Origin of the sequence: Mesorhizobium sp. B2-4-17 (assembly GCF_006441275.1) — a bacterium.
Classification (GTDB): domain Bacteria; phylum Pseudomonadota; class Alphaproteobacteria; order Rhizobiales; family Rhizobiaceae; genus Mesorhizobium.
Genome location: NZ_VFUX01000010.1, coordinates 20,966 through 39,914 on the forward strand (window position 1 = coordinate 20,966; position 18,949 = coordinate 39,914).

Consider the following 18,949-nt stretch of genomic DNA (forward strand, 5'->3'; position numbering starts at 1 on the left):
GAGTATGGTATGTTTCGTCCTTTGGTCATCGTCCTTGGTCTGTTGGCAATGAGCGTTCCAGCTTCGGCCCGCGTGGTCCCCTTTCCGGCCGGTTTCAAGACGCGGACGATCGAGACCAACGGCACCAGCCTGCATGTACGGGTTGGCGGAAAAGGCCCGGCGGTCGTGCTGCTGCACGGCTTTGCCGATACGGGAGACATGTGGGGAGCGGCAGCGATAAAGTTGATGAAAGACCACACGGTGATCGTGCCCGACCTGCGCGGCATGGGCCTTTCGGCGCATCCCGACGGCGGCTATACCAAGAAAAACCAGGCGGTCGACATCGCCGGCGTGATGGATGCGCTGAAGATCGACAAGGCCGATCTGGTGACGCACGACATCGGCAACATGGTCGGCTATGCGCTGGCCGCGCAATATCCGAAGCGCATCACCAAATGGGTCGTCATCGACGCACCGCTGCCGGGCATTGGCGACTGGGACAAGATCAAGCAAAGCCCGCTTTTGTGGCATTTCAATTTCCGCGGCCCCGACATGGAACGGCTGGTCAAGGGCCGCGAGCGCATCTATCTCGACCGCTTCTACAACGAACTGTCGGCCGACCCGAAGAAGATCGACGAGGCGACGCGCGTCCATTACGCGAAGCTCTATGCCCGGCCGCACGCCATGCATGACGCCTTCGAGCAATTCAAGGCATTCGACCAGGACGCGATCGACAACCAGGCGATGCTGGCCAGCGGCGGCAAGTTGACCATGCCGGTGCTGGCAGCCGGCGCCGAGAAATCGGCCGGCACGAGCCAGGCCGACATTCTGCGCTTCGTCGCCAGCGATGTGACCGGAGCCATCGTGCCCGCCTCCGGCCATTGGATCATGGAGGAAAACCCTGACGCCACCGTCAAGCTGATCACGGATTTCCTCGCCAGGTAACAACCTCGCGGAGCGGCCATTCCGGGCTTTGCCGAGACCGGTCTTGTAAGGCAAACCGAACCGGGTTGATTGGCCACAGCCCCCGGTCACCCCGCCGGCGCGTAGCGGCTGACCACCATGCCGCAGGCATAGGCCTTCGAGGCGAGCAGCCGCAGCTTCCCGAAACCGCCCTGGTCGAAGATGCGGCGGCCCGCGCCCAGCACGGCCGGGTTGACGAACAGCTGAAACTCGTCGACCAGCCCGGCCGCGATCAGCGAGGAAGCAAAACCGGCGCCGCCGAAGACGGCGATGTCGCCGCCCTCGCCGGCCTTCAGCGCCGCGACCTCACGCGGCAGGTCGCCGCTCACCACCGTCGTGCGTTCCCATCGCGAGGCCTTGAGCCTGTCGCTCGGCACCACCTTGTGCGCCTCGACGATGCGCCGGGCGAAGGCGTAGAACGGATCGGCCGGATATTTCCGCGCCGCATTGCCCCAATGGGTGAGATAGCCCTCCTCGGCCATCTTTCGGCTGAGCAGGATGGTGTCGATGCCGGCGAACACGGCATTGAAGTCCCGCTTCAGTTCGGCGTCCCAGCCATTGTCGTCGCCCCATTCCCAGAGCTGCCAGTCATGGTCCTCATTGGCGCCGACGAAACCGTCGACCGATATCTGCATCTGAAGGATCAGCTTTTTCATGTCTGGATGTGCTCCTCGTCTCAATCGCCAAAGTGGTTTACTTCTGGAACCATTGACGCGAAACCAAAATGATGTCAATAGTAAAGTGATTTAGAAAGGGAACCATAGACATGTCGACGCGCGAAAGATCCGGCTGCCCGATCAACCTGTCGCTCGAACTGCTCGGCGACCGCTGGACGCTGCTTATCATCCGCGACCTGGTCTTCGCCGGGAAAAAGCATTTTCGCGAGTTCCTGCAATCGGATGAAGGCATTTCCTCGCGTACGTTGGCCGAGCGGCTGCAGACGCTGCAGGACGAAGGCATTCTCACCCGCAGCGACGACCCGACCCACGGGCTGAAGGCGATCTACCGGCTGACCGAGGCCGGTATCGACCTGTTGCCGGTGCTGGCCACGCTCGGCGCCTGGGGCAGCAAGCACCGCAAGGCCGACGATGATCTCGCCCGCATCGCCGACGAACTGGCCGCCGGCGGCGATGCGGCGCTGGAACGGATCAAGGCAGCGCTGCGCGCGGAGCATGCTGGATAGGGGCGCGTGGCAGGCCTTCCGTCCAGGTGATCGGTTTAATTTTAGCGTTTCGTAAAACAATACGTAGAAACCCCTGCTGTAGTACCTGGTACTGATCTGACGAGGGGCGCTGTCGTGTTGAAAGACTTCTGGGCTTCGGAGCGCGGCAATTTCGCGCTGACCACGGTGATCGCGATGCTGCCGCTGATGCTTGGCGTGGCCGGCGCGATCGATCTGGTGGGCACGAGCGACGACGCCGACCACTTGCAGAACTCGCTGGACGCGGCGGGACTCGCCATCGGGACAAAATATTATTCCGGCATGGCGGCTGGCGACGTGCAGCAACTCGGCCAGAACTTCTTCACGGCCAATATGCGCGCCGCCGACCAGCAGGAATATTCGGGAAGCGTCGCAGCCCTCTCGAGCGCCGCCAGCGGCGGCCCCAGCGCCTACTATATTTCGCTTTCGTCCAGCATCAGCCGTCCCAGCTTCATCAGCGCCCTGCCCCCCTGGCAAGCCTCGCGCTCCACCATGGTCAAGATCGTGCCCGGTGCGCAGGCCTGCGTACTTGCGCTCGATCCTCATGCATCCGCTGCGGTCAACCTGCAAGGCTCGACCAACGTCGCGATGAACCATTGCGTGATCGCCGCCAACTCGGACGCGGCCGATTCCGTCAACAGAGGCGGATCTGCGCTGGTCAGCGCCAGCTGCGTTTCGACCGTTGGCGGCACGTCCGGCCTCTTGCCGCCCAACGCCAGCTTGAGTTGCGGCAATCCGCTCGAACATCAGTATGCGTCGTTTGATCCGCTGGCCAACGTCACCCCTCCCCCTTACACGCTTTGCCAGAACGCACCCAACGGCAAATCCATCACCCTTTCGCCCGGCACCTATTGCGACAAGACATGGTCGGGAAACATCACGCTCAATCCCGGCGTCTACATACTGCGTGGGGTCACCATAAAGCCCGGCGGAAATGGCAGCCTCACCGGCCAGGGCGTGACGATATTCCTGATGGAAGGCGCGCAAATCTACATCAACGCAAATGAACAGGTGACCCTCTCGCCGCCCACCAGCGGCACCTATGCCGGCATCACCATATTCCAGGATCGCGGCAATACATCGCCGCTGACACTGAATGGCGGGGCCGGCTCGGTGATCAGCGGCTTCATCTACGCACCGGACGCGCCGATATTCTACGCCGGCAACTCGGATATGAATTCCCAGGGCGACTGCATCCGGCTCGTCGGCGATACCGTGCAGATGACAGGAAATTCGGCCGTGCAGTCGGATTGCGCGGCGGCGCTCGGAAATCGCGAAATGTATGCGGGCCGCCTGATCACGCTTGTCAAATGAGCCGAGAGAGCCGGCCGCCGGCGGCAAGCCGTCTCTGGAAGCGATGAAGACGGCGTTGCGGGCTGGACATATTGGTTAGGCGGCGATGCTTTTCCAGGTTCAAGCGAAGCAGCTTTCTTCTCTAAGCCAGCGCCGCCCCTCACCTGCCTGCCGGCATCCTCTCCCCGTAGAGTTACGGGGAGAGGATCGCTCATCGCCGATTTCGCCAATCTGCGGGACGCCTTCAACAAATCCGTTCCTTGCTTGACAATGATCCCTTTTTGTTCTTCATTCGTTCGCATCTATCAGCAACTGCGGATGAGCGGTCGGGAATGGAGACGACAGCCACCATCCTGCATGCCGATCTCGATGCCTTCTATGCCTCGGTCGAGCAGCTGCTCGATCCGTCGCTGCGCGGCAAGCCGATCGCGGTCGGCGGCGGCGTGGTGCTGGCCGCCTCCTATGAGGCGCGCGCCTTTGGCGTGCGCGGCGGCATGCCGGGACGCAAGGCGCGCGAGCTTTGCCCGCAGCTGATCTTCGTCGGCGGCAATTTCAGCCACTACCAGCGGCTGGGCGACGCGGCGATCAAGGTGCTCGACGATTTCACGCCGGTGGTGGAGCGGATCTCCATCGACGAAGCCTTCGCCGATGTCGCCGGCTGCACGCATCTGTTCGGCCCGCCGGACGAAATCGCCAAAACCATCCGCCGCCGCGTGCGGGCCGAACTCGGCCTGCCGATCTCGATTGGCGTGGCCCGCACCAAGCATCTGGCCAAGATCGCCTCGCAGGTGGCCAAGCCCGACGGGCTGGTGGTGGTCGATCCGGGAACCGAGCTTGCCTTCCTGCACGACCTGCCGGTCTCGCTGATGTGGGGCGTCGGCCCGGCGACCAGGGCGCGGCTGGCCGAAATCGGCGTCGAGACCATCGGCCAGCTGGCCAGGACGCATAGCGGCGCGCTGACGCGACTGCTTGGCCCCGCCGCCGGCGAAAAGCTCGCCGCTCTGTCATGGAACCGCGACCCGAGAAAGCTGGAGACGAAGCGCCGCGCGCATTCGGCCGGCGCGCAATCGGCGCTTGGTCACAAGCCGGCCGTGGCGCGGGTGATCGTGCCGACTTTGCTGCATCTGGCCGACCGCGTCGCCAGCCGGCTGCGCGCCAAGGCGCGGCCCGGCCGCACGGTGACGGTGCGCGTGCGCTTTGCCGATCTCCGCGCCGTGACGCGCTCGATTACGCTCGACCAGCCGATCTCGGCGACCACCATGCTGGCCGAAATCGCCGGCGATCTCGTGCGCGGCGTGCTTGCCGACCACCCCCGGGAGAAGGTGATCTCGCTGCTGGCGATCTCGGTCTCGCATCTGGAGGAAAGCGCCGAGCTGCAGCTCGACCTGCCGCTCGGGCTTGCCGACGAGAAGCGCCGGCCCGGCACCCAGAAAGGCCTGGCACGCTTTGGCGCCGACCGCGCCATCGACAAGATCCGCGAGCGCTTCGGCAAGCAGGCGGTCGGCTACGGCGCCGTGGCGCTCGAAGCGGGACGTTCGGTGCCCGACGAATTCAGGGAACTGGCGGAAAAGGAGCTGTGAGCGGACGGCGCACCCGTCTCAGCCTCTGATCGCCCTACCCGTCTGCTGCAGCAGCTCAAACGCCGCGAAGCGCTTGGCGTGCCAGCCGGTCAGCGGCGCGTTGGGATGATAGGCTTCGCCGAGTCCCGACATGGCGGCCATGGCCGTCACCAGATCCTCATAGGCTCCAGCAGCGACTGCTCCGAGCATCGCCGAGCCCAGCAGCACCGGCTCCTGCGAGGTCGACGCCACCACAACCAGGCCGGTTGTGTCGGCCAGCAGTTGGCGGACCAATGGGCTTTGGCCCGCGCCGCCGCTGACGACGATCGTATCGACGGCAATGCCCTTTTCGCGCTCGGCGCGCACGATCTGGCGCGCGCCATAGCCAAGACCGCAGATGCCGGCGACATAGAGCGCGACCAGGCTGTCGAGACTGGTGTCGAGATCGAGCCCGGCGATCAGCGCATGTGCGTCCGGATCGGCGAAAGGCGCGCGATTGCCAAGAAATTCCGGCACGACATGGATGCCGCCGGCCAGCGCCGGCACAGCCGCCGCCCCGCCCCGGCTTTCGGCCAGCAGCGACAGCCAGACGCTGAGAGTGAGCCCTGCGCCTCGTGCTTTCTCCGTCGCTTCGCCGGCTGCCGGATGCAAACGCACCAGGTGGTCGATGGCCGCGCCTGCCGCCGATTGCCCGCCCTCGTTCAGCCATAGGCCCGGCACCATGGCCGAGAAATACGGACCCCAGACGCCGTCGACAAAAGCCGGCTCGGCAGTCGTCGACATGGTGCAGGCTGAGGTGCCGAAGACATAGGCCATGCGCGACAGAACACTGCCGGCTGCGCCGCGCGCGCCGACCGTGCCGATACCACCGGCATGCGCGTCGATCAGGCCCGCCGCTACGGCTGTTCCCTCGGCCAGGCCCAGCTCTGCGGCCGCTTGCGCCGTCAGCCCGCTGCCGAGTGCCGCACCGGCTGGCACGATCTCGGTGCCGATGCGCGTGAAGGCCTCGTCGGCGAGTGCCCCAAGGCCTATCTCGCGGAAATATCCCTCGTCCCATCGGTTTTCATGCGCGAGGTAGGTCCATTTGCAGGTCACCGTGCAGACCGAGCGGGCAAGGCTGCCGCTGGCACGCCAGGTCAGGAAGTCGGCGAGATCCAGAAACTGCCAGGCCGCGTCGAAGGTAGCAGGCAGGTTTTCGGTCAGCCACAGAAGTTTCGGCGTCTCCATTTCCGGCGAGATGACGCCGCCGACATAGTTCAGCACCGCCTCGCCACTGCGGTTGATGCGGCGCGCCTGTTCCGCCGCACGGTGATCCATCCACACGATGATGTTGCGCTCCGGATCGCCAGATGGGCCAACCGGCAGCGGCGCACCGCCTTCGCCCAGCACCACGAGCGAGCAGGTGGCGTCGAAGCCGATCCCGGCGATCGTCTCCGGCGCGGCGCCGGATTGGGCGACGGCCTCGCGCACCGCGGCGCACACCGCACGCCAGATGTCGCGGCTCGACTGCTCGACGATGTCGCCGGGCTCGCGCCACACCTTGATGTCCCGCTTGGCCGAGGCCAGCAGGGTGCCGGACAGATCGAACACCCCGGCGCGCGCGCTACCGGTGCCGACGTCGATGCCTATGTAATGGGGCAAGGAAAACCTCTGATTTCAGGGAGCAGCAGGTCGTAAGCAGTGAATGGACGGTGGTGAGGTGGAGCCCGGCTACCGACTACTCCTCAGAGATCATTGCTCTGCGGCAGGATCACGAGATCCCTGATGGTGACGTTCCTTGGCCGGGTCAGCATGAACATCACCGCTTCGGCCACTTCGCGCGGCTGCATCAGGCCACCGGCGGCGAGCTCTTCCTCGAGCTTTGCCTTCGGCCAGTCGTCGACCAACGCCGTCACCACCGGGCCGGGCGCCACCGCACCAACGCGCAAGCCGTGCCTGGCGACCTGCCGGCGCACCGTGTGGACAAAGGCCTGCACGGCATGCTTGGAGGCGGTGTAGATCGGCTCCCAGACCACCGGAACCAGTCCGGCGATCGAACTGGTGACGATGATGTCGCCGGTCTTGCGCTCGACCATGTGCGGCAGGACGGCCTGGATCGAGCGGAAGCAGGCGTTGATATTGAGGTTCAGCACGCGGTCCCAGAGGTCGGGATCGCCGTTCGCCACCTCGCCGCCGACATAGGCGCCGGCATTGGCGTGGAAGATGTCGAGCTGGCCGGCCTTTTCCAGGATCCGCGGCATCATCGTTGCAACGCTTGCCGGCTGCATCAGCTCGATCGACAGCGGGATCGCCTTCGGACCGAGTTCGGCACAGAGTGTGTTCAGCGTCGCCTCGGCGCGGTCGACCAGCACCACGGTGGCGCCTGCCGCCAGCATATGCCTGGCGCATTCCAGACCGATGCCTGAAGCCGCACCGGTGACGGCGGCAACTTTTCCGGACAGTTCTTCACTCATGTCTTCATTTCCTGTTGATGGGTTCAGGCTCGGCCATGAGAGACACGCGAGCGGCGTGCCAGCGAGTCGACGATGACTGCGATGGCAAGCACGGCGCCGGTGATCATGTACCGAAGCGACGAGGACAGATCGAGCAGCGTCAGCCCGCTGGCGATCGACTGGATGACGATGATGCCGAGCAGCGCCGAATAGGCACTGCCGCGACCGCCGAAGAGGCTGGTGCCGCCGATGACGGCGGCCGCGATGGCGTTGAGGTTGACGTCGCCGGTGCCGGCCTGCTGGCTGGCCGACGCAAGGCGGGCCGCCGATAGCACGCCGCCGAAAGCGGCCAGCATCGAGCACAGCACGAAGGCGCTGGAATAGATCTGCCCCACGTTGATGCCGGCACGCCGCGCCGCCTCGCGGTTGCCGCCGACCGCCGACATCGAGCGGCCCCATTTGGTCCGCGTCAGCGCGTAGTGCATGGCGATGACCAGGCCGACGAAAAGGCCGAACATCCAGGGAATGCCGCGTGCCTGGTTGAGATAGAAGACGATGAATTCCAGCACGAGCGTCATCGCCACGGCGCGCGTGATCAGGCCACCGCTCGACGGCGCCGACAAATTGGCGTCACGGCGGCGCGCCACGGTGCGCAGGCCGGTGACCAGCATGACGATGCCCGGCACGGCCGCCAGCCCGAAGGAAACCCATTTCGGCATCACCAGCAGCTGGCCGAAATTCACCAGGTTCGAGCCGTAAGGCAGGTTTATCGAGCCGGTCGATCCCAGGATGTAAAGCTGCAGGCCGAGTACCGCGAGCAGGCCCGCCAGCGTCGAGACGAAGCTCGGCATGCCCAGCCGGTTGAACAAAAGCGCATAGAGCGCGCCGATGAAGCCGCCGAAGGCGACTGCGGCAAGAATGGCGAGCGCCACCGGCCAGCCCTGGTTGACCCAAAGCGAGCCGACCAGTGCGGAGGCAAAGCCGCTGATCGAGCCGACCGACAGGTCGATCTCGCCGACCATGAGCACACAGACGATGCCGAGCGCGATGACGCCGACGGTAGAGCAGTCAAACAGCAGGTTGACCAGGTTGCTGCTCGACAGGAAGATCGGGTTGATGCTGGCGAACACAGTCCAGATGATGACCAGCCCGACGATGACCGGCAGCGAACCGAGATCACCGGAACGCACGCGATCGGAAAAGGCGCGGATGGTGCCACCCATCCCGGCCTCGTGCCTGACGCGCACATCGGCACGGTCGAGCGGCGCTGGAGCGGGCTTTTGGGCTTCAAGGCTCATGAGTGTTGCTCCTGCGTGTGATCCGGCCTCGCCTGCCGGCGCTCCGCACGCCGCGAAACCGAATTGTTCGACGCGCCGGTGATGGCGCTGACCAGTTCCTGGTTCGAGGCGTCGGGCGTGAAGATACCGTTGTTGCGACCAAGCCGGAGCACGACGATACGGTCGGCCACCGCGCGCACGTCTTCCATGTTATGGCTGATGATGACGACGCCGAGGCCGCGATCGCGCACGCGTTCGATCAGGTTGAGCACCTCGGCCGTCTGCGCCACGCCGAGTGCGGCCGTCGGCTCGTCGAGCAGGATGAGTTTCGGCTCGAGCAGCAGCGACCGCGCGATCGCCACGGTCTGGCGCTGGCCGCCCGACAGCGACGCCACCACCTCGCGCACGCTTGGGATGCGCGCCGACAGTTCGTTGAGCAGCGTCCAGGCGCGCACTTCCATCGCCACTTCGTCGAGCCGCAAGGGGTTGAGCTCGCGGCCGAGAAAGATGTTGGCGACGATGTCGAGGTTCTCGCACAACGCCAGGTCCTGGAACACGGTGGCGATGCCGAGCGTGAGCGCGGCACTCGGGTCGGCAAGCACCACCTGCTTGCCTTGAAAACTGATGGCGCCCGAACTTGGCTGATGCACACCGGCAAGGATCTTGACCAGCGTCGACTTGCCGGCCCCATTGTCGCCCACCAGCGCCACCACTTCGCCGGCATGCACGTCGAGGTCGATGTCGGTGAGCGCCGAGACGGCGCCGAAATTCTTCGAAACACCACGCAAGCTGAGCACCAGCTCGCCAGCCGGAACCGCCGGAGTATCGATCATGCCTGGAACACCTCTTCAAACCAGTTCGGAATATGCGCTGTCCGGCCACGGCCGGACAGCGCAGCAGGCAAAAGTCGCGGTCAGTTGATACCCAGCTTCTTGCAGCCTTCCGCGTAACGGTCGACGCACAGTTCAGCCGCGGTGTTGATCTTCTTGTCGATGATCTCGGCCTTCAGGTTTTCCTGCGTCACGACAGCAGGCGTGAACAGCTGCGAGGGGGTATCATACAGCGTCGTCTCGGCCTTTGGCGTCTCGCCCGAAAGCAGCTTCACAGCGACGTTCGCCGCCGCGGCCGCCACGATCTCGCTCGGCTTGGAGATGGTGTTGTACTGATCGCCTGCGATGATCAGCTGAAGCGCGGCGATCGTCGCGTCATTGCCGGTCACCGGCGGAACCGGGTCGACACCGGCGGCCTTGAAGGCAGCGATGGCGCCGCCGCCGGTGCCGTCATTGGCGGCAACCACGCCGAGGATCTTCGGACCGAAGCGGGTGATCTGGCCGCCTGTCCATTGCTGCGCCTTCGGCGGCGCCCATTCCGGCGTGTCGAATTCGGCCAGGATCTGGTAGCCGCTGTTGTCCAGTCCCTCATGGATACCCTTCTTGATCAGGCCGGCAGCCGCGTCGGTGGGTGAACCGTTGATCTGCAGCACACCGCCGGTGGCCGGGTCGACCTTGAGCGCCTTCAGATGGGCGACCAGCGAATCCGCGATGGCCTTGCCGATGCCTTCATTGTTGAACGAGACATAGAAGTCGGCCGGAGCGGTCGGGATCGGCCGGTCATAGGCGATGACCTTGATGCCCTGGCTTTGCGCCAGCTTGACCAGCGAGGCAGCGGCGGTCGAGTCGACAGGGTCGAGCACGATCGCCTTGGCGCCTTGCGAGATCACCGAGTTGAACTGCTGCTGCTGGCGCGAGACGTCGGCATCGGCGTTCTGGTAGATCACCTTGCAGCCCGGGCACAGCTTCTTCATCTCGGCGGTGAAGCCGGGATAATCGTGCTGCTCGTAGCGGGTCGAGGCCTGGTCGGGCATCAGGAAGGCAACCGTGGCATCGGTGACCTCGGCAGCACGGACGCTGGCAGCGGTGCCGGCCAGCAGCGACAGCGCGAGCGCCGCCATGCCGGTCGACTTTATTGAAATTCTGGTCATTCGGTCTTCTCCGTTTCTGGATATGGTTGTAAGAAGGTCGTTGACTGCTTTTGTGTATAGACGCGACCTTTCCTGGTCCCAATTGGTATTGGGACCAGGGCCGGGAGGCGGCCTTTCCAGGCTGCGCCGACATCCTCCTGGCGCGGAGGATTTCCCGGACAAGCGCTCTCCATCGCGGACCGCTTCCTTGCGGTCCACGTCCTCATGTCGAAAACTGTATCTCCTCCCTTGGCTCCTCCCGTTAAGCGGCTTTTCCCGCGTTGATATTGTCGGCCAGCAGGCGTCTGAAACGCGAGGGCGGCATGCCCTTCTCTGCCAGGAATTGCCGGTTGAAATTGGACAGGTTGTTGAAGCCCACCTCGTAGCAGATGTCGGTGATCGAGGCCTGCTCGTCGCTCATGAGTATCTGGCAGGCAAGATTGATGCGCAGCCGCTTGACATACTGCACCAGCGACATGCCGGTGTGGCGGCGAAACGAACGCGAAAACGCGCCGGTCGATTGCCCGGCGATGGCCGCAAGGTCGGCCTCATCGAACAGCTGCGTCAGATTTTCCCTGATATAGGCGAGTGCTTTGTTCATGCCGGCTGTCATGTAGCCGGAGGGGTCGGGCCGGTAACTGGCGCTGGCCAGCAGCCGGATTTCCTGGGCGCGGCTGAGCAGGCCCGCGATCATCATGAACAGCTCGATGCGGCGCACGCCCTGCGCCTGCATCATCTCTTCCATCAGCGGCGCCAGCTCCTTGTTGGTGCGGGCGGAAAACAGCACGCCGCGCCGCGATGCCTCGAGCAGCGGACCCAGCCCCGCGAGCTCCGGCAGAACATGCATGGCATCGCCGATAAAACTCTCCGAGAACTGGATGATGCGACCGCGCAGCGGAATGGAACTGTCGCGCGGAATGTCGCTGACCCAATTGTGCGGCAGGTTGGGTCCGGTCAGCACCAGATTGCCAGGCTCGAACTCGCCGATGAAGTCTCCCACGAAATACCGGCCGCTGGTGAAGATCACCTGATGAAGCTCGTATTCGGGATGGAAATGCCAGCGCACTGTGTGGAAGGGATAGCCGTGCGACCAGGCTTTGAAAGACTCACCGCGTCTGATCTGGACAACTTCCAGGTCCGGTTCCATGTCCGTTTCCTCCCGGGCCGGCACGGATCATTGCCGCATTCGGCCCCAATTCCCTAAACCGGCCGAATTGGTTTCGGCTCTGCATTTCGAAACCACGGTACCGGCTCGTTTGAGCAGGCGCCACCACGATTCAGGGCAACGGATGATACTTTTTTGACCGGGAGGGGATGCGGGGAAGCGATATTCGGACAGCCTTGCTGATTGCCGCGCAATGGTTCGCACCGGCACCGAGAGGGGGCCACCGCCTACCCTCGTCCTGGCGCGTTGCCGCGGTCGATCTGTAGGCCCAGATCACCAAGCCCGCGCCGCCATGCAAGTTCCGCGATCGTAGGCATGTGCGCCATCACCCGAGGCCCTGCTTCAGCAGCTGTTCGAAGTTCGCGCCGCCATGGCTGGCCAGAGCCGAATTCCAAGCAGTGTTCAGAGCCGTGCCGTGCCGAAAACCCGGTCCCAGAAAATCGACGTCACGCCGAAATTGGCGGTGTCATCGACATGGTGGTGCACCGCGTGGCGGCGCTTGAGCGTGTAAAGGTAGCTCGGATGGCTGGGGTGCCAGTGATGGATCATGTGGTGGACGCTGATGTACCAGAGATAGCCCAGCATCAGCCCGCAGCTCACCGCGCTCGCGGCCACGAAGCCGGAAAGCAACCAGACAGGCAGGAACGCGACCAGCGCATGGACGCCCAGGCTGAGCCAGGTCGGCGTGCCCACCGAGCTGCGCTCCTCGACATGGTGGCGGTCGTGCAGATCCCTGATCCAGGGAATGTGGTGAAGGACGAAGCGGTGCAGGACGTATTCGATCAACGTCCACAGGCCAAGGCAGACCAGCATCGTGCCGATCCAGTCCGGCGCGCTCTCTTCTCCGGCCTCGATCAGCCCGGCCACCCCCAATATGGCGATGACCAGGGGATAGACCACGAAGTCGCTGTAGTAGCCGATCAGACCCAATTGCATTCGGACGCCCCACTGACTTTCGACGCCAAAACGATGCTATCAGATTGCCGAACTCGCTGGTGAGGTGCAATGCAGATGCATCTGAAATAGCGTCGCAATTCCCTGGTGCAAGGATCGGCACCCATCATCCCGGACGAATCAGATGGCGGCCGAAGTCGCACCGGCGCCACAAACGGACATGCAAAAATGGCAAAACGCAGTGCGGGATTGCTGATCTATCATCGAAGCGATGGCGATATCAGGGTGCTTCTGGTTCATCCCGGCGGACCGTTCTGGGCGAAGAAGGACGATGGCGCCTGGTCGATCCCGAAGGGCCTCGTCGGCGAAGACGAGGATGAGCTCGCGGCAGCGCAACGCGAAACCGAGGAAGAGCTCGGCCTGAGAGTGGAAGGTCCATTCGAGCGTCTCGGCGACTACAGGCAGCCGGGCGGCAAGATCGTTGTGGCCTGGTCCGCCGAGACCAGAACCGGGATCGATGTGGCCACGATCAAGAGCAACATCTTCACGATGGAATGGCCGCCGCGGTCCGGGTCGATGAAAGAATTTCCGGAGGTCGACAGAGCGGGTTGGTTCAGCCTGCCCGAGGCCGAGGTCAAGATCCTTGCCGGCCAGCGGCCGATGCTGACGGATTTGTTAGCGCAGTTGGATGGCGCGTGATTGTCTCCCTGCCTTTTGTGGGGCCGAGGAGACCCGTGGCTCGCCCCGGCACCAGCGTGCGCGCATTCTCGCCATGGACGGAGAACCGCAATTCCTTTGGCCGCCTGCCGGACCATTCGAGCCCGGCTCTGTCGCGATGGATGCGCACGGACAGATCATTGTAGCGGTCGACGAAGTCTGGCTGGCCAGGATCGTGCCGCGTGCTGCGTCCGTCCAGCGCACCTCGCCGAACCGGGGAACCTCCTGCCAACAGCTGTTTCGCCACCGAGCCGATGACGGCGATCGTCTCGATCTCGGGAATGGGCGCCGCAACGGGCGCGACTTCCGGGATTGACGCGCATGTCTGCTCGCTGCAATGTCTATTAACCAGCTGTTAACCTTGCGACGGCGGAGATCGGGGGCACTTTGGAACCGTTTTTGGACGCGAACCTGCTGAATTGGGACGATCGGGCCGAAATACACGCGACCGACAGAACAGGCAGCTACCGCATCGAGAACGTGCTGGCTGGCGGATCCAATCTCTATGAGCTGGAAACGCGCGAGGTCGGAGACATTTTCGGCAAGGACATCGTCCATCTGCAATGTCATATCGGGCTTGACACGATCAGCCTGAGGAATCTCGGCGCGGGCAGCGTGACCGGCCTGGACTTTTCACCGAGGGCGATCGCTGCGGCGCGGGATTTCGCCTCCAAGGCAGGCAGTGACGTTCGCTTCGTGGAGGCGCCGCTATACGAGGCGGTCGAAGCGCTCGACCAGACCTATGACGTGGTCTACGTCACCTGGGGGTCGGTGAACTGGCTTGACGATGTCTTTCGTTGGGCGCGGGTGGTCGCCGATCTCCTGCGGCCCGGCGGCCGGCTGTACATGGCCGAGGGCCATCCCTTGATGTTCCAGTGCAATCGCAAGGCTGCCGCCCTCGAATTGAAGGACGACTGGCGAACGCCGGTGGCGCGACCGCTCGCCTGGAACGAGAAGCAGACCTATACCGGCGATGAACGAACCTTGAAGCATCCTCGATACTATGAGTGGATCCATCCGATCAGCGATGTGGTGAACGCGCTGATCGCAGCGGGGCTGACGCTCGATTTTCTCAACGAGCATGACACGGTTTCCTGGAAGCATTTTTCTTTCGCGGTGAGGGCCGGCAAGGATATGTACGGCCTGCCCGAAAAAACTGCAAAGATTCCAATGGCCTATTCAATTGGAGCAACCAAGCGCGGCGTCGGGACGTATCGGATCGTCCAGAAAAAAGTCGATAGCCACTAAGCCGCTATGTGGTGAGTGCTGGTGCGATTGCCCGCGCCAGCGCCCGAAGGCGCAAAAATTTTAAAGACTGTGAAGGCCAAAATTAAGTTATTGCGAACTAATATTCCCTTGATGAGGCTCACCCGGAGAGCCTGACAAGCACAGGGAATCTCGCCCTATTGGCTCTTTTCGCCAAAATGCTAGGCCGCGTAAGGGGGGCCGTGTTCTCGCCGGCAAGGATCCCGGTGGGGATTGCGATTGTGGTTATTGCCGTTTGCGCGGCGTTCGCGGACCATCAGAACAGGATCGTTGCGGATCAGGCCGCCCGCGTGGATGTGCTGGCCAAGGTCAATGTCATTCGCGCCAAGCTCGAAGGAAACATCAACGGCAACCTTCAGCTGGTTCGAGGTCTGGTCGCCGCGGTCACGACCGAACCATACATGGGAGAGCAACGCTTCACGGAACTTGCCAGCCGCCTGTTCAGCGAAGAGTCCCAACTTCGCAATATTGCCGGCGCGCCCGACCTGGTCATTTCCTTGATGTACCCGATGGCCGGCAACGAGAAGGCCATCGGTCTCGATTACCGCAAGAACGACCAGCAGCGCGCGGCTGCCCTGCGTGCGCGCGACGAGCGCAAGCTCGTTCTCGCTGGCCCGGTCGATCTGGCGCAGGGAGGACAGGCTTTCATCGGTCGATTCCCGGTATTCGTAAAAAGCGCGGGCAACACCGACCGGTTCTGGGGCATTGTTTCCGCGGTCGTCGACGTGCAGCGCCTTTACCAGGCGACGGGTCTCCTCGACAAGAATCTCGGGATTGACGTGGCGCTCATCGGCAGTGATTCCCCTGGCGCGAAGGGAGTCCAGTTCTTCGGTGACGAGAGGGTCATCAAAAACAATCCGGTGACGGCCGACGTTCTGCTCCCGTCGGGCTCCTGGCGGATCGCCGCCATTCCCAAGAACGGTTGGCCCGCCACTCCCGCCAACGCATGGCTGCTGAGGGCGATCATGGCGGCAGCGGCCGCACTGATCTTGATCCCCTTCCTGGCGGCAGGCCGCCTTATCGACGAGAGGCAGCGAAACTACTGGGAACTGCATCGGCTGTCGCGACGGCTGGAACTTGCTCTGGAGGCGTCGGCTATCGGAGTATGGGAGCACGACCTCGAAACCAACCATCTCACGTGGGACGATCGGGTCAACGAGATCTATGGCAGAGAGCCCGATGGCGGATCGCGCGGATATTCGGACTGGGCCGGAGCCATTCATCCTGCCGATCTGCCTGGCGCGCTTGCGGATTTCGACAAGGCAGTGGCCGGGCGAAGCACATATTCGTCGGAATACCGGATTGTTCGGCCGAACGGCGAAATTCGTCACGTCCGGTCCACGGCGATCTTCTACGAGATCGCAAACAATTCGCCTCGAATGGTCGGCGCGGAGTGGGACGTGACGGCAGACGTCTTGCTGAATACCGATCTGGTTCGCGCAAAACAGCTGACCGAGTCGAAAAATACCGAACTCGAGGCTGCCAAGGCGCGCATAGAACACATCGCCCTGCACGATTCGCTGACGGATTTGCCCAATCGGCGTTATCTGGACCAGGTGCTGGAAGATCATGCGGCAAAGGCCAGACTCGACGGCGGCTGCGCGGCGCTGCTTCACATGGATCTGGACCGCTTCAAGCACATCAACGATACGCTTGGTCATGCGGCGGGCGACGCAATGCTGGTACACGCGTCGTCCGTTCTCAAGTCCAACGTCGGCGACCGCGGTTTTGTCGCTCGGATTGGAGGAGACGAATTCATCGTGCTCTGCACCGTGCACGGCGATGTCGGCCAGGCCGCGGCGCTCGCCGACAACATCATCGAGCAGATGCGCAGACCTGTTTATTACCACGGCCATCAATGTCGGTTTGGCGTCAGCGTCGGAATTGCGATCGACAATGATAGAGACGCCGATGCCAGGCAGTTGCTGGTGAATGCCGATATTGCCCTCTACCGGGCAAAGACGCGGGGCCGCAACCGCTATGAATTCTTCAGTGGAGAACTGCAAAGCGAAATCGTCAACACGAAGAGAGTTGCCGACGAGATTCTAGCCGGTCTCGAGCGAGACGAATTCATCGTATTCTACCAGCCTCAATTCGATGCAAAGACCCTGGAGATCGTCGGCGTTGAAGCGCTGGCGCGGTGGAGGCATCCAGAGAAGGGGATTCTGACGCCTGACGCTTTCCTGAAGACCGCTGAAGAACTGAACGTCGTGTCGGAGATAGACCGGAAAGTCCTCCAGCAATCGCTTGTGGATTTCGAAGCGTGGTCCGCCGACAAGATCGGTATTCCGCGCGTGTCAGTCAACGTATCGGCACGACGCCTTCAAGACGAGGAACTCCTGAAGAGCTTGCGTGACCTCAACATCAGAAAAGGGACTTTTTCCTTTGAACTCGTCGAGTCGATCTTCCTCGACAACAACGATGATCTGGTCACATGGAACGTCGAGCAGATCAAGGAACTCGGCATCGACATCGAAATCGACGATTTCGGCACCGGTTATGCCTCTATTGTCAGCCTGCTCAAATTGCAGCCTCGCCGCCTGAAGATAGATCGTCAGTTGGTGGACCCTATCGTGAACTCACCCCAGCGACGGCAGGTCGTCTCGTCGATCATCGAAATCGGCAAATCCCTAGGTATCGAGATCATAGCCGAAGGCGTCGAGACGATGAAGCACGCACGTGTGCTCAAAGGGCTTGGCTGCGACATATTGCAAGGCTACGCATTCGGGCACGCAATGGATTCCGACCGGCTGAGAAGCTTTGCTCGATCTCGACGGTTGCCCGTGGCAAGCTAGAGCAATTCCAGGAAAAGTGCGTAGCGGTTTTCCGTCCGGAATTGCGTATCAGAAAGCGTCGTGCGCCTCAGCCAAACCGCGCAGCCGTCCACGCCCCGCCCGCCGCGTTCGACTCCACCGCCGCGGCGACGAACTTCACGCCGCGCGCGCCGTCGACGACATCGGGAACCCGCGCCGCGTGCGCCGGATCGACCACGCCGCCCGACCGATGCGCGCGGATGATGTCGGCGGCGTCGCGGTAGAAATTGGCGAAGGCCTCGATATAGCCCTCGGGGTGCGCCGCCGGCATGCGTGAGACGCGCCGGCTTTCCTCGGTCGAGCCATGGCCGCCGCGCACCAGCGTGCGGGTTTCCTCGCCATATCGGGAGAAGCGCAATTCCTCCGGCCGGCCACCAGACCATTCGAGGCCGGCTCTGTCGCCATAGATGCGCACGGAGAGGTCGTTATAGTGGCCTGGCGACGTCTGGCTGGCCAGGATCGTGCCGCGCCCCCCACCCGTCCAGCGCACCAGTACATGCGCGTTGTCGTCGAGCCGACGCCCCGGCACGGCGGTGAACAGGTCGGCCGACACAGCCTCGGCCTCGCGGCCGCTGATGTAGCTCGCCAGGTTGAAGGCATGGACGCCGATATCGGCCAGCACCGCCGACTGCCCTGCCCTTGCCGGATCGGTGCGCCATTCCGCCTGCTTCTGGCCCTCGGCGTCGATCGGCTTGGTCAGCCAGTCCTGGATATAGGCGCCATGCACGGACACGATGCGGCCGAGCTCGCCCGCCATCACCATTTCGCGCGCCTGCCGCACCATGGCGTAGCCGGTGTTGTTGAGCGTGACGACGAAGCGCCGCTTTTTCGCCTTGGTCAGCGCCACCAGCGCCTCGGCGTCGCCAAGCGTGGTCGACAGCGGCTTGTCGCAGATGACGTCGATGCCGGCCGCGAGGAAGGCTGTCGCGATCGGCGCGTGCAGATGATTGGGCGTGACGATGACGACCGCCTCGATGCCGTCCGGCCGCGCGGCTTCCGCCCTGGCCATGGCGTGGTAGTCGGCATAGCTGCGCTCCGGCGCGATGCCGATCTCGGCGGCCGAGGCGGCGGCATTCTCCGGATCGGACGACAGCGCGCCGGCAACCAGCATGATCTGGTCGTCGAGCCGCATGGCGAGGCGATGCACGGCGCCGATGAAGGCATTGCGCCCGCCGCCGACCATGCCGACCCTCAGGCGCTTCCCCGCCGATCCGTCCGATGTTGCGTAGACCATGTTGTTCTCCTCCGGCTATCTAGCCAATTCCTCGGCATAAAAGGTTTTGGGTCAGTACCCACCGTCGAGTTCTGTGGTGCCCCTCTCTGTCCTGCCGGACATCTCCCCCACTTGGGGGGAGATTGGCAACGTCAACTGCGGCGCCTTCATGCGATGGTGGTAGTTGGCGAAAGTAGAGGCGACGTCCGATCTCCCT

At 63.3% G+C, this 18,949-nt stretch carries 16 protein-coding genes; 7 read left to right on the plus strand and 9 right to left on the minus strand.

The features are described 5' to 3' along the window. Positions 1-9: 9 nt before the first annotated feature. Complete coding sequence (locus FJ548_RS09865) at positions 10-924, plus strand: alpha/beta hydrolase (protein ID WP_140777751.1); 915 nt, start codon at positions 10-12, stop codon at positions 922-924. 86 nt (positions 925-1,010) lie between these two features. Here FJ548_RS09865 and FJ548_RS09870 read toward each other — a convergent pair whose 3' ends face one another. Then, the gene (locus FJ548_RS09870; RefSeq protein ID WP_140777752.1) at positions 1,011-1,598 is read right to left on the minus strand and encodes a dihydrofolate reductase family protein; all 588 of its coding nucleotides are present in this window, start codon (positions 1,596-1,598) and stop codon (positions 1,011-1,013) included. A 110-nt stretch (positions 1,599-1,708) separates the two neighbouring features. Here FJ548_RS09870 and FJ548_RS09875 point away from each other — a divergent pair, with 110 nt between their 5' ends. The 3 genes from FJ548_RS09875 (at position 1,709) to dinB (ending at position 5,016) form a co-directional block, all read left to right on the plus strand. Then, complete coding sequence (locus tag FJ548_RS09875) at positions 1,709-2,125, plus strand: helix-turn-helix domain-containing protein (RefSeq protein WP_140766998.1); 417 nt, start codon at positions 1,709-1,711, stop codon at positions 2,123-2,125. Positions 2,126-2,239: 114 nt separating this feature from the next. After that, the gene (locus FJ548_RS09880) at positions 2,240-3,457 is read left to right on the plus strand and encodes a pilus assembly protein TadG-related protein (protein WP_281407060.1); all 1,218 of its coding nucleotides are present in this window, start codon (positions 2,240-2,242) and stop codon (positions 3,455-3,457) included. A 311-nt stretch (positions 3,458-3,768) separates the two neighbouring features. Further along, positions 3,769-5,016 carry a DNA polymerase IV gene (gene dinB / locus FJ548_RS09885; protein WP_140777753.1) on the plus strand — a complete coding sequence of 416 codons (1,248 nt, stop codon included), beginning with the start codon at positions 3,769-3,771 and terminating at the stop codon, positions 5,014-5,016. Positions 5,017-5,034: 18 nt separating this feature from the next. Here the strand turns inward: dinB and FJ548_RS09890 are convergent, their stop codons facing one another. The 7 genes from FJ548_RS09890 to FJ548_RS09920 form a co-directional block, all read right to left on the minus strand. Beyond that, positions 5,035-6,636 carry an FGGY-family carbohydrate kinase gene (locus tag FJ548_RS09890; protein WP_140777754.1) on the minus strand — a complete coding sequence of 534 codons (1,602 nt, stop codon included), beginning with the start codon at positions 6,634-6,636 and terminating at the stop codon, positions 5,035-5,037. Between the two features lie 83 nt (positions 6,637-6,719). Then, complete coding sequence (locus tag FJ548_RS09895) at positions 6,720-7,448, minus strand: SDR family oxidoreductase (RefSeq protein WP_140612941.1); 729 nt, start codon at positions 7,446-7,448, stop codon at positions 6,720-6,722. Between the two features lie 23 nt (positions 7,449-7,471). Then, a complete protein-coding gene (locus tag FJ548_RS09900) occupies positions 7,472-8,725 on the minus strand; it encodes a sugar ABC transporter permease (protein ID WP_140777755.1) in 1,254 nt (417 codons plus the stop codon). Then, positions 8,722-9,537, minus strand: coding sequence for an ATP-binding cassette domain-containing protein (locus FJ548_RS09905; protein WP_140612943.1), 816 nt, complete (start codon positions 9,535-9,537; stop codon positions 8,722-8,724). The genes FJ548_RS09900 and FJ548_RS09905 overlap by 4 nt, the downstream gene beginning before the upstream one ends. Positions 9,538-9,617: 80 nt before the next feature. Beyond that, positions 9,618-10,685, minus strand: a complete 1,068-nt coding sequence (locus FJ548_RS09910) for a sugar ABC transporter substrate-binding protein (protein ID WP_140612944.1) — start codon at positions 10,683-10,685, stop codon at positions 9,618-9,620. A 241-nt stretch (positions 10,686-10,926) separates the two neighbouring features. Beyond that, positions 10,927-11,811, minus strand: a complete 885-nt coding sequence (locus FJ548_RS09915) for an AraC family transcriptional regulator (protein ID WP_140741523.1) — start codon at positions 11,809-11,811, stop codon at positions 10,927-10,929. Between the two features lie 420 nt (positions 11,812-12,231). Then, the gene (locus tag FJ548_RS09920) at positions 12,232-12,765 is read right to left on the minus strand and encodes a sterol desaturase family protein (protein ID WP_140777756.1); all 534 of its coding nucleotides are present in this window, start codon (positions 12,763-12,765) and stop codon (positions 12,232-12,234) included. Positions 12,766-12,951: 186 nt separating this feature from the next. On the opposite strand from FJ548_RS09920, the gene FJ548_RS09925 reads away from it, so the two are divergent. The 3 genes from FJ548_RS09925 to FJ548_RS09940 all read left to right on the plus strand — a co-directional run bounded on the left by FJ548_RS09925 (position 12,952) and on the right by FJ548_RS09940 (position 17,501). Continuing rightward, positions 12,952-13,422 (plus strand): NUDIX domain-containing protein, encoded by a 471-nt coding sequence (locus FJ548_RS09925; RefSeq protein ID WP_140777757.1) that lies wholly within the window; start codon positions 12,952-12,954, stop codon positions 13,420-13,422. Between the two features lie 417 nt (positions 13,423-13,839). Further along, positions 13,840-14,688: a class I SAM-dependent methyltransferase gene (locus FJ548_RS09935; RefSeq protein ID WP_246678605.1), complete on the plus strand. Its 849-nt coding sequence runs from the start codon at positions 13,840-13,842 to the stop codon at positions 14,686-14,688. 176 nt (positions 14,689-14,864) lie between these two features. Next, the gene (locus tag FJ548_RS09940; protein ID WP_181168755.1) at positions 14,865-17,501 is read left to right on the plus strand and encodes an EAL domain-containing protein; all 2,637 of its coding nucleotides are present in this window, start codon (positions 14,865-14,867) and stop codon (positions 17,499-17,501) included. 67 nt (positions 17,502-17,568) lie between these two features. On the opposite strand, the gene FJ548_RS09945 is transcribed toward FJ548_RS09940, so the two are convergent. After that, a complete protein-coding gene (locus tag FJ548_RS09945) occupies positions 17,569-18,753 on the minus strand; it encodes a Gfo/Idh/MocA family oxidoreductase (RefSeq protein ID WP_140777758.1) in 1,185 nt (394 codons plus the stop codon). Positions 18,754-18,949: the final 196 nt, after the last annotated feature.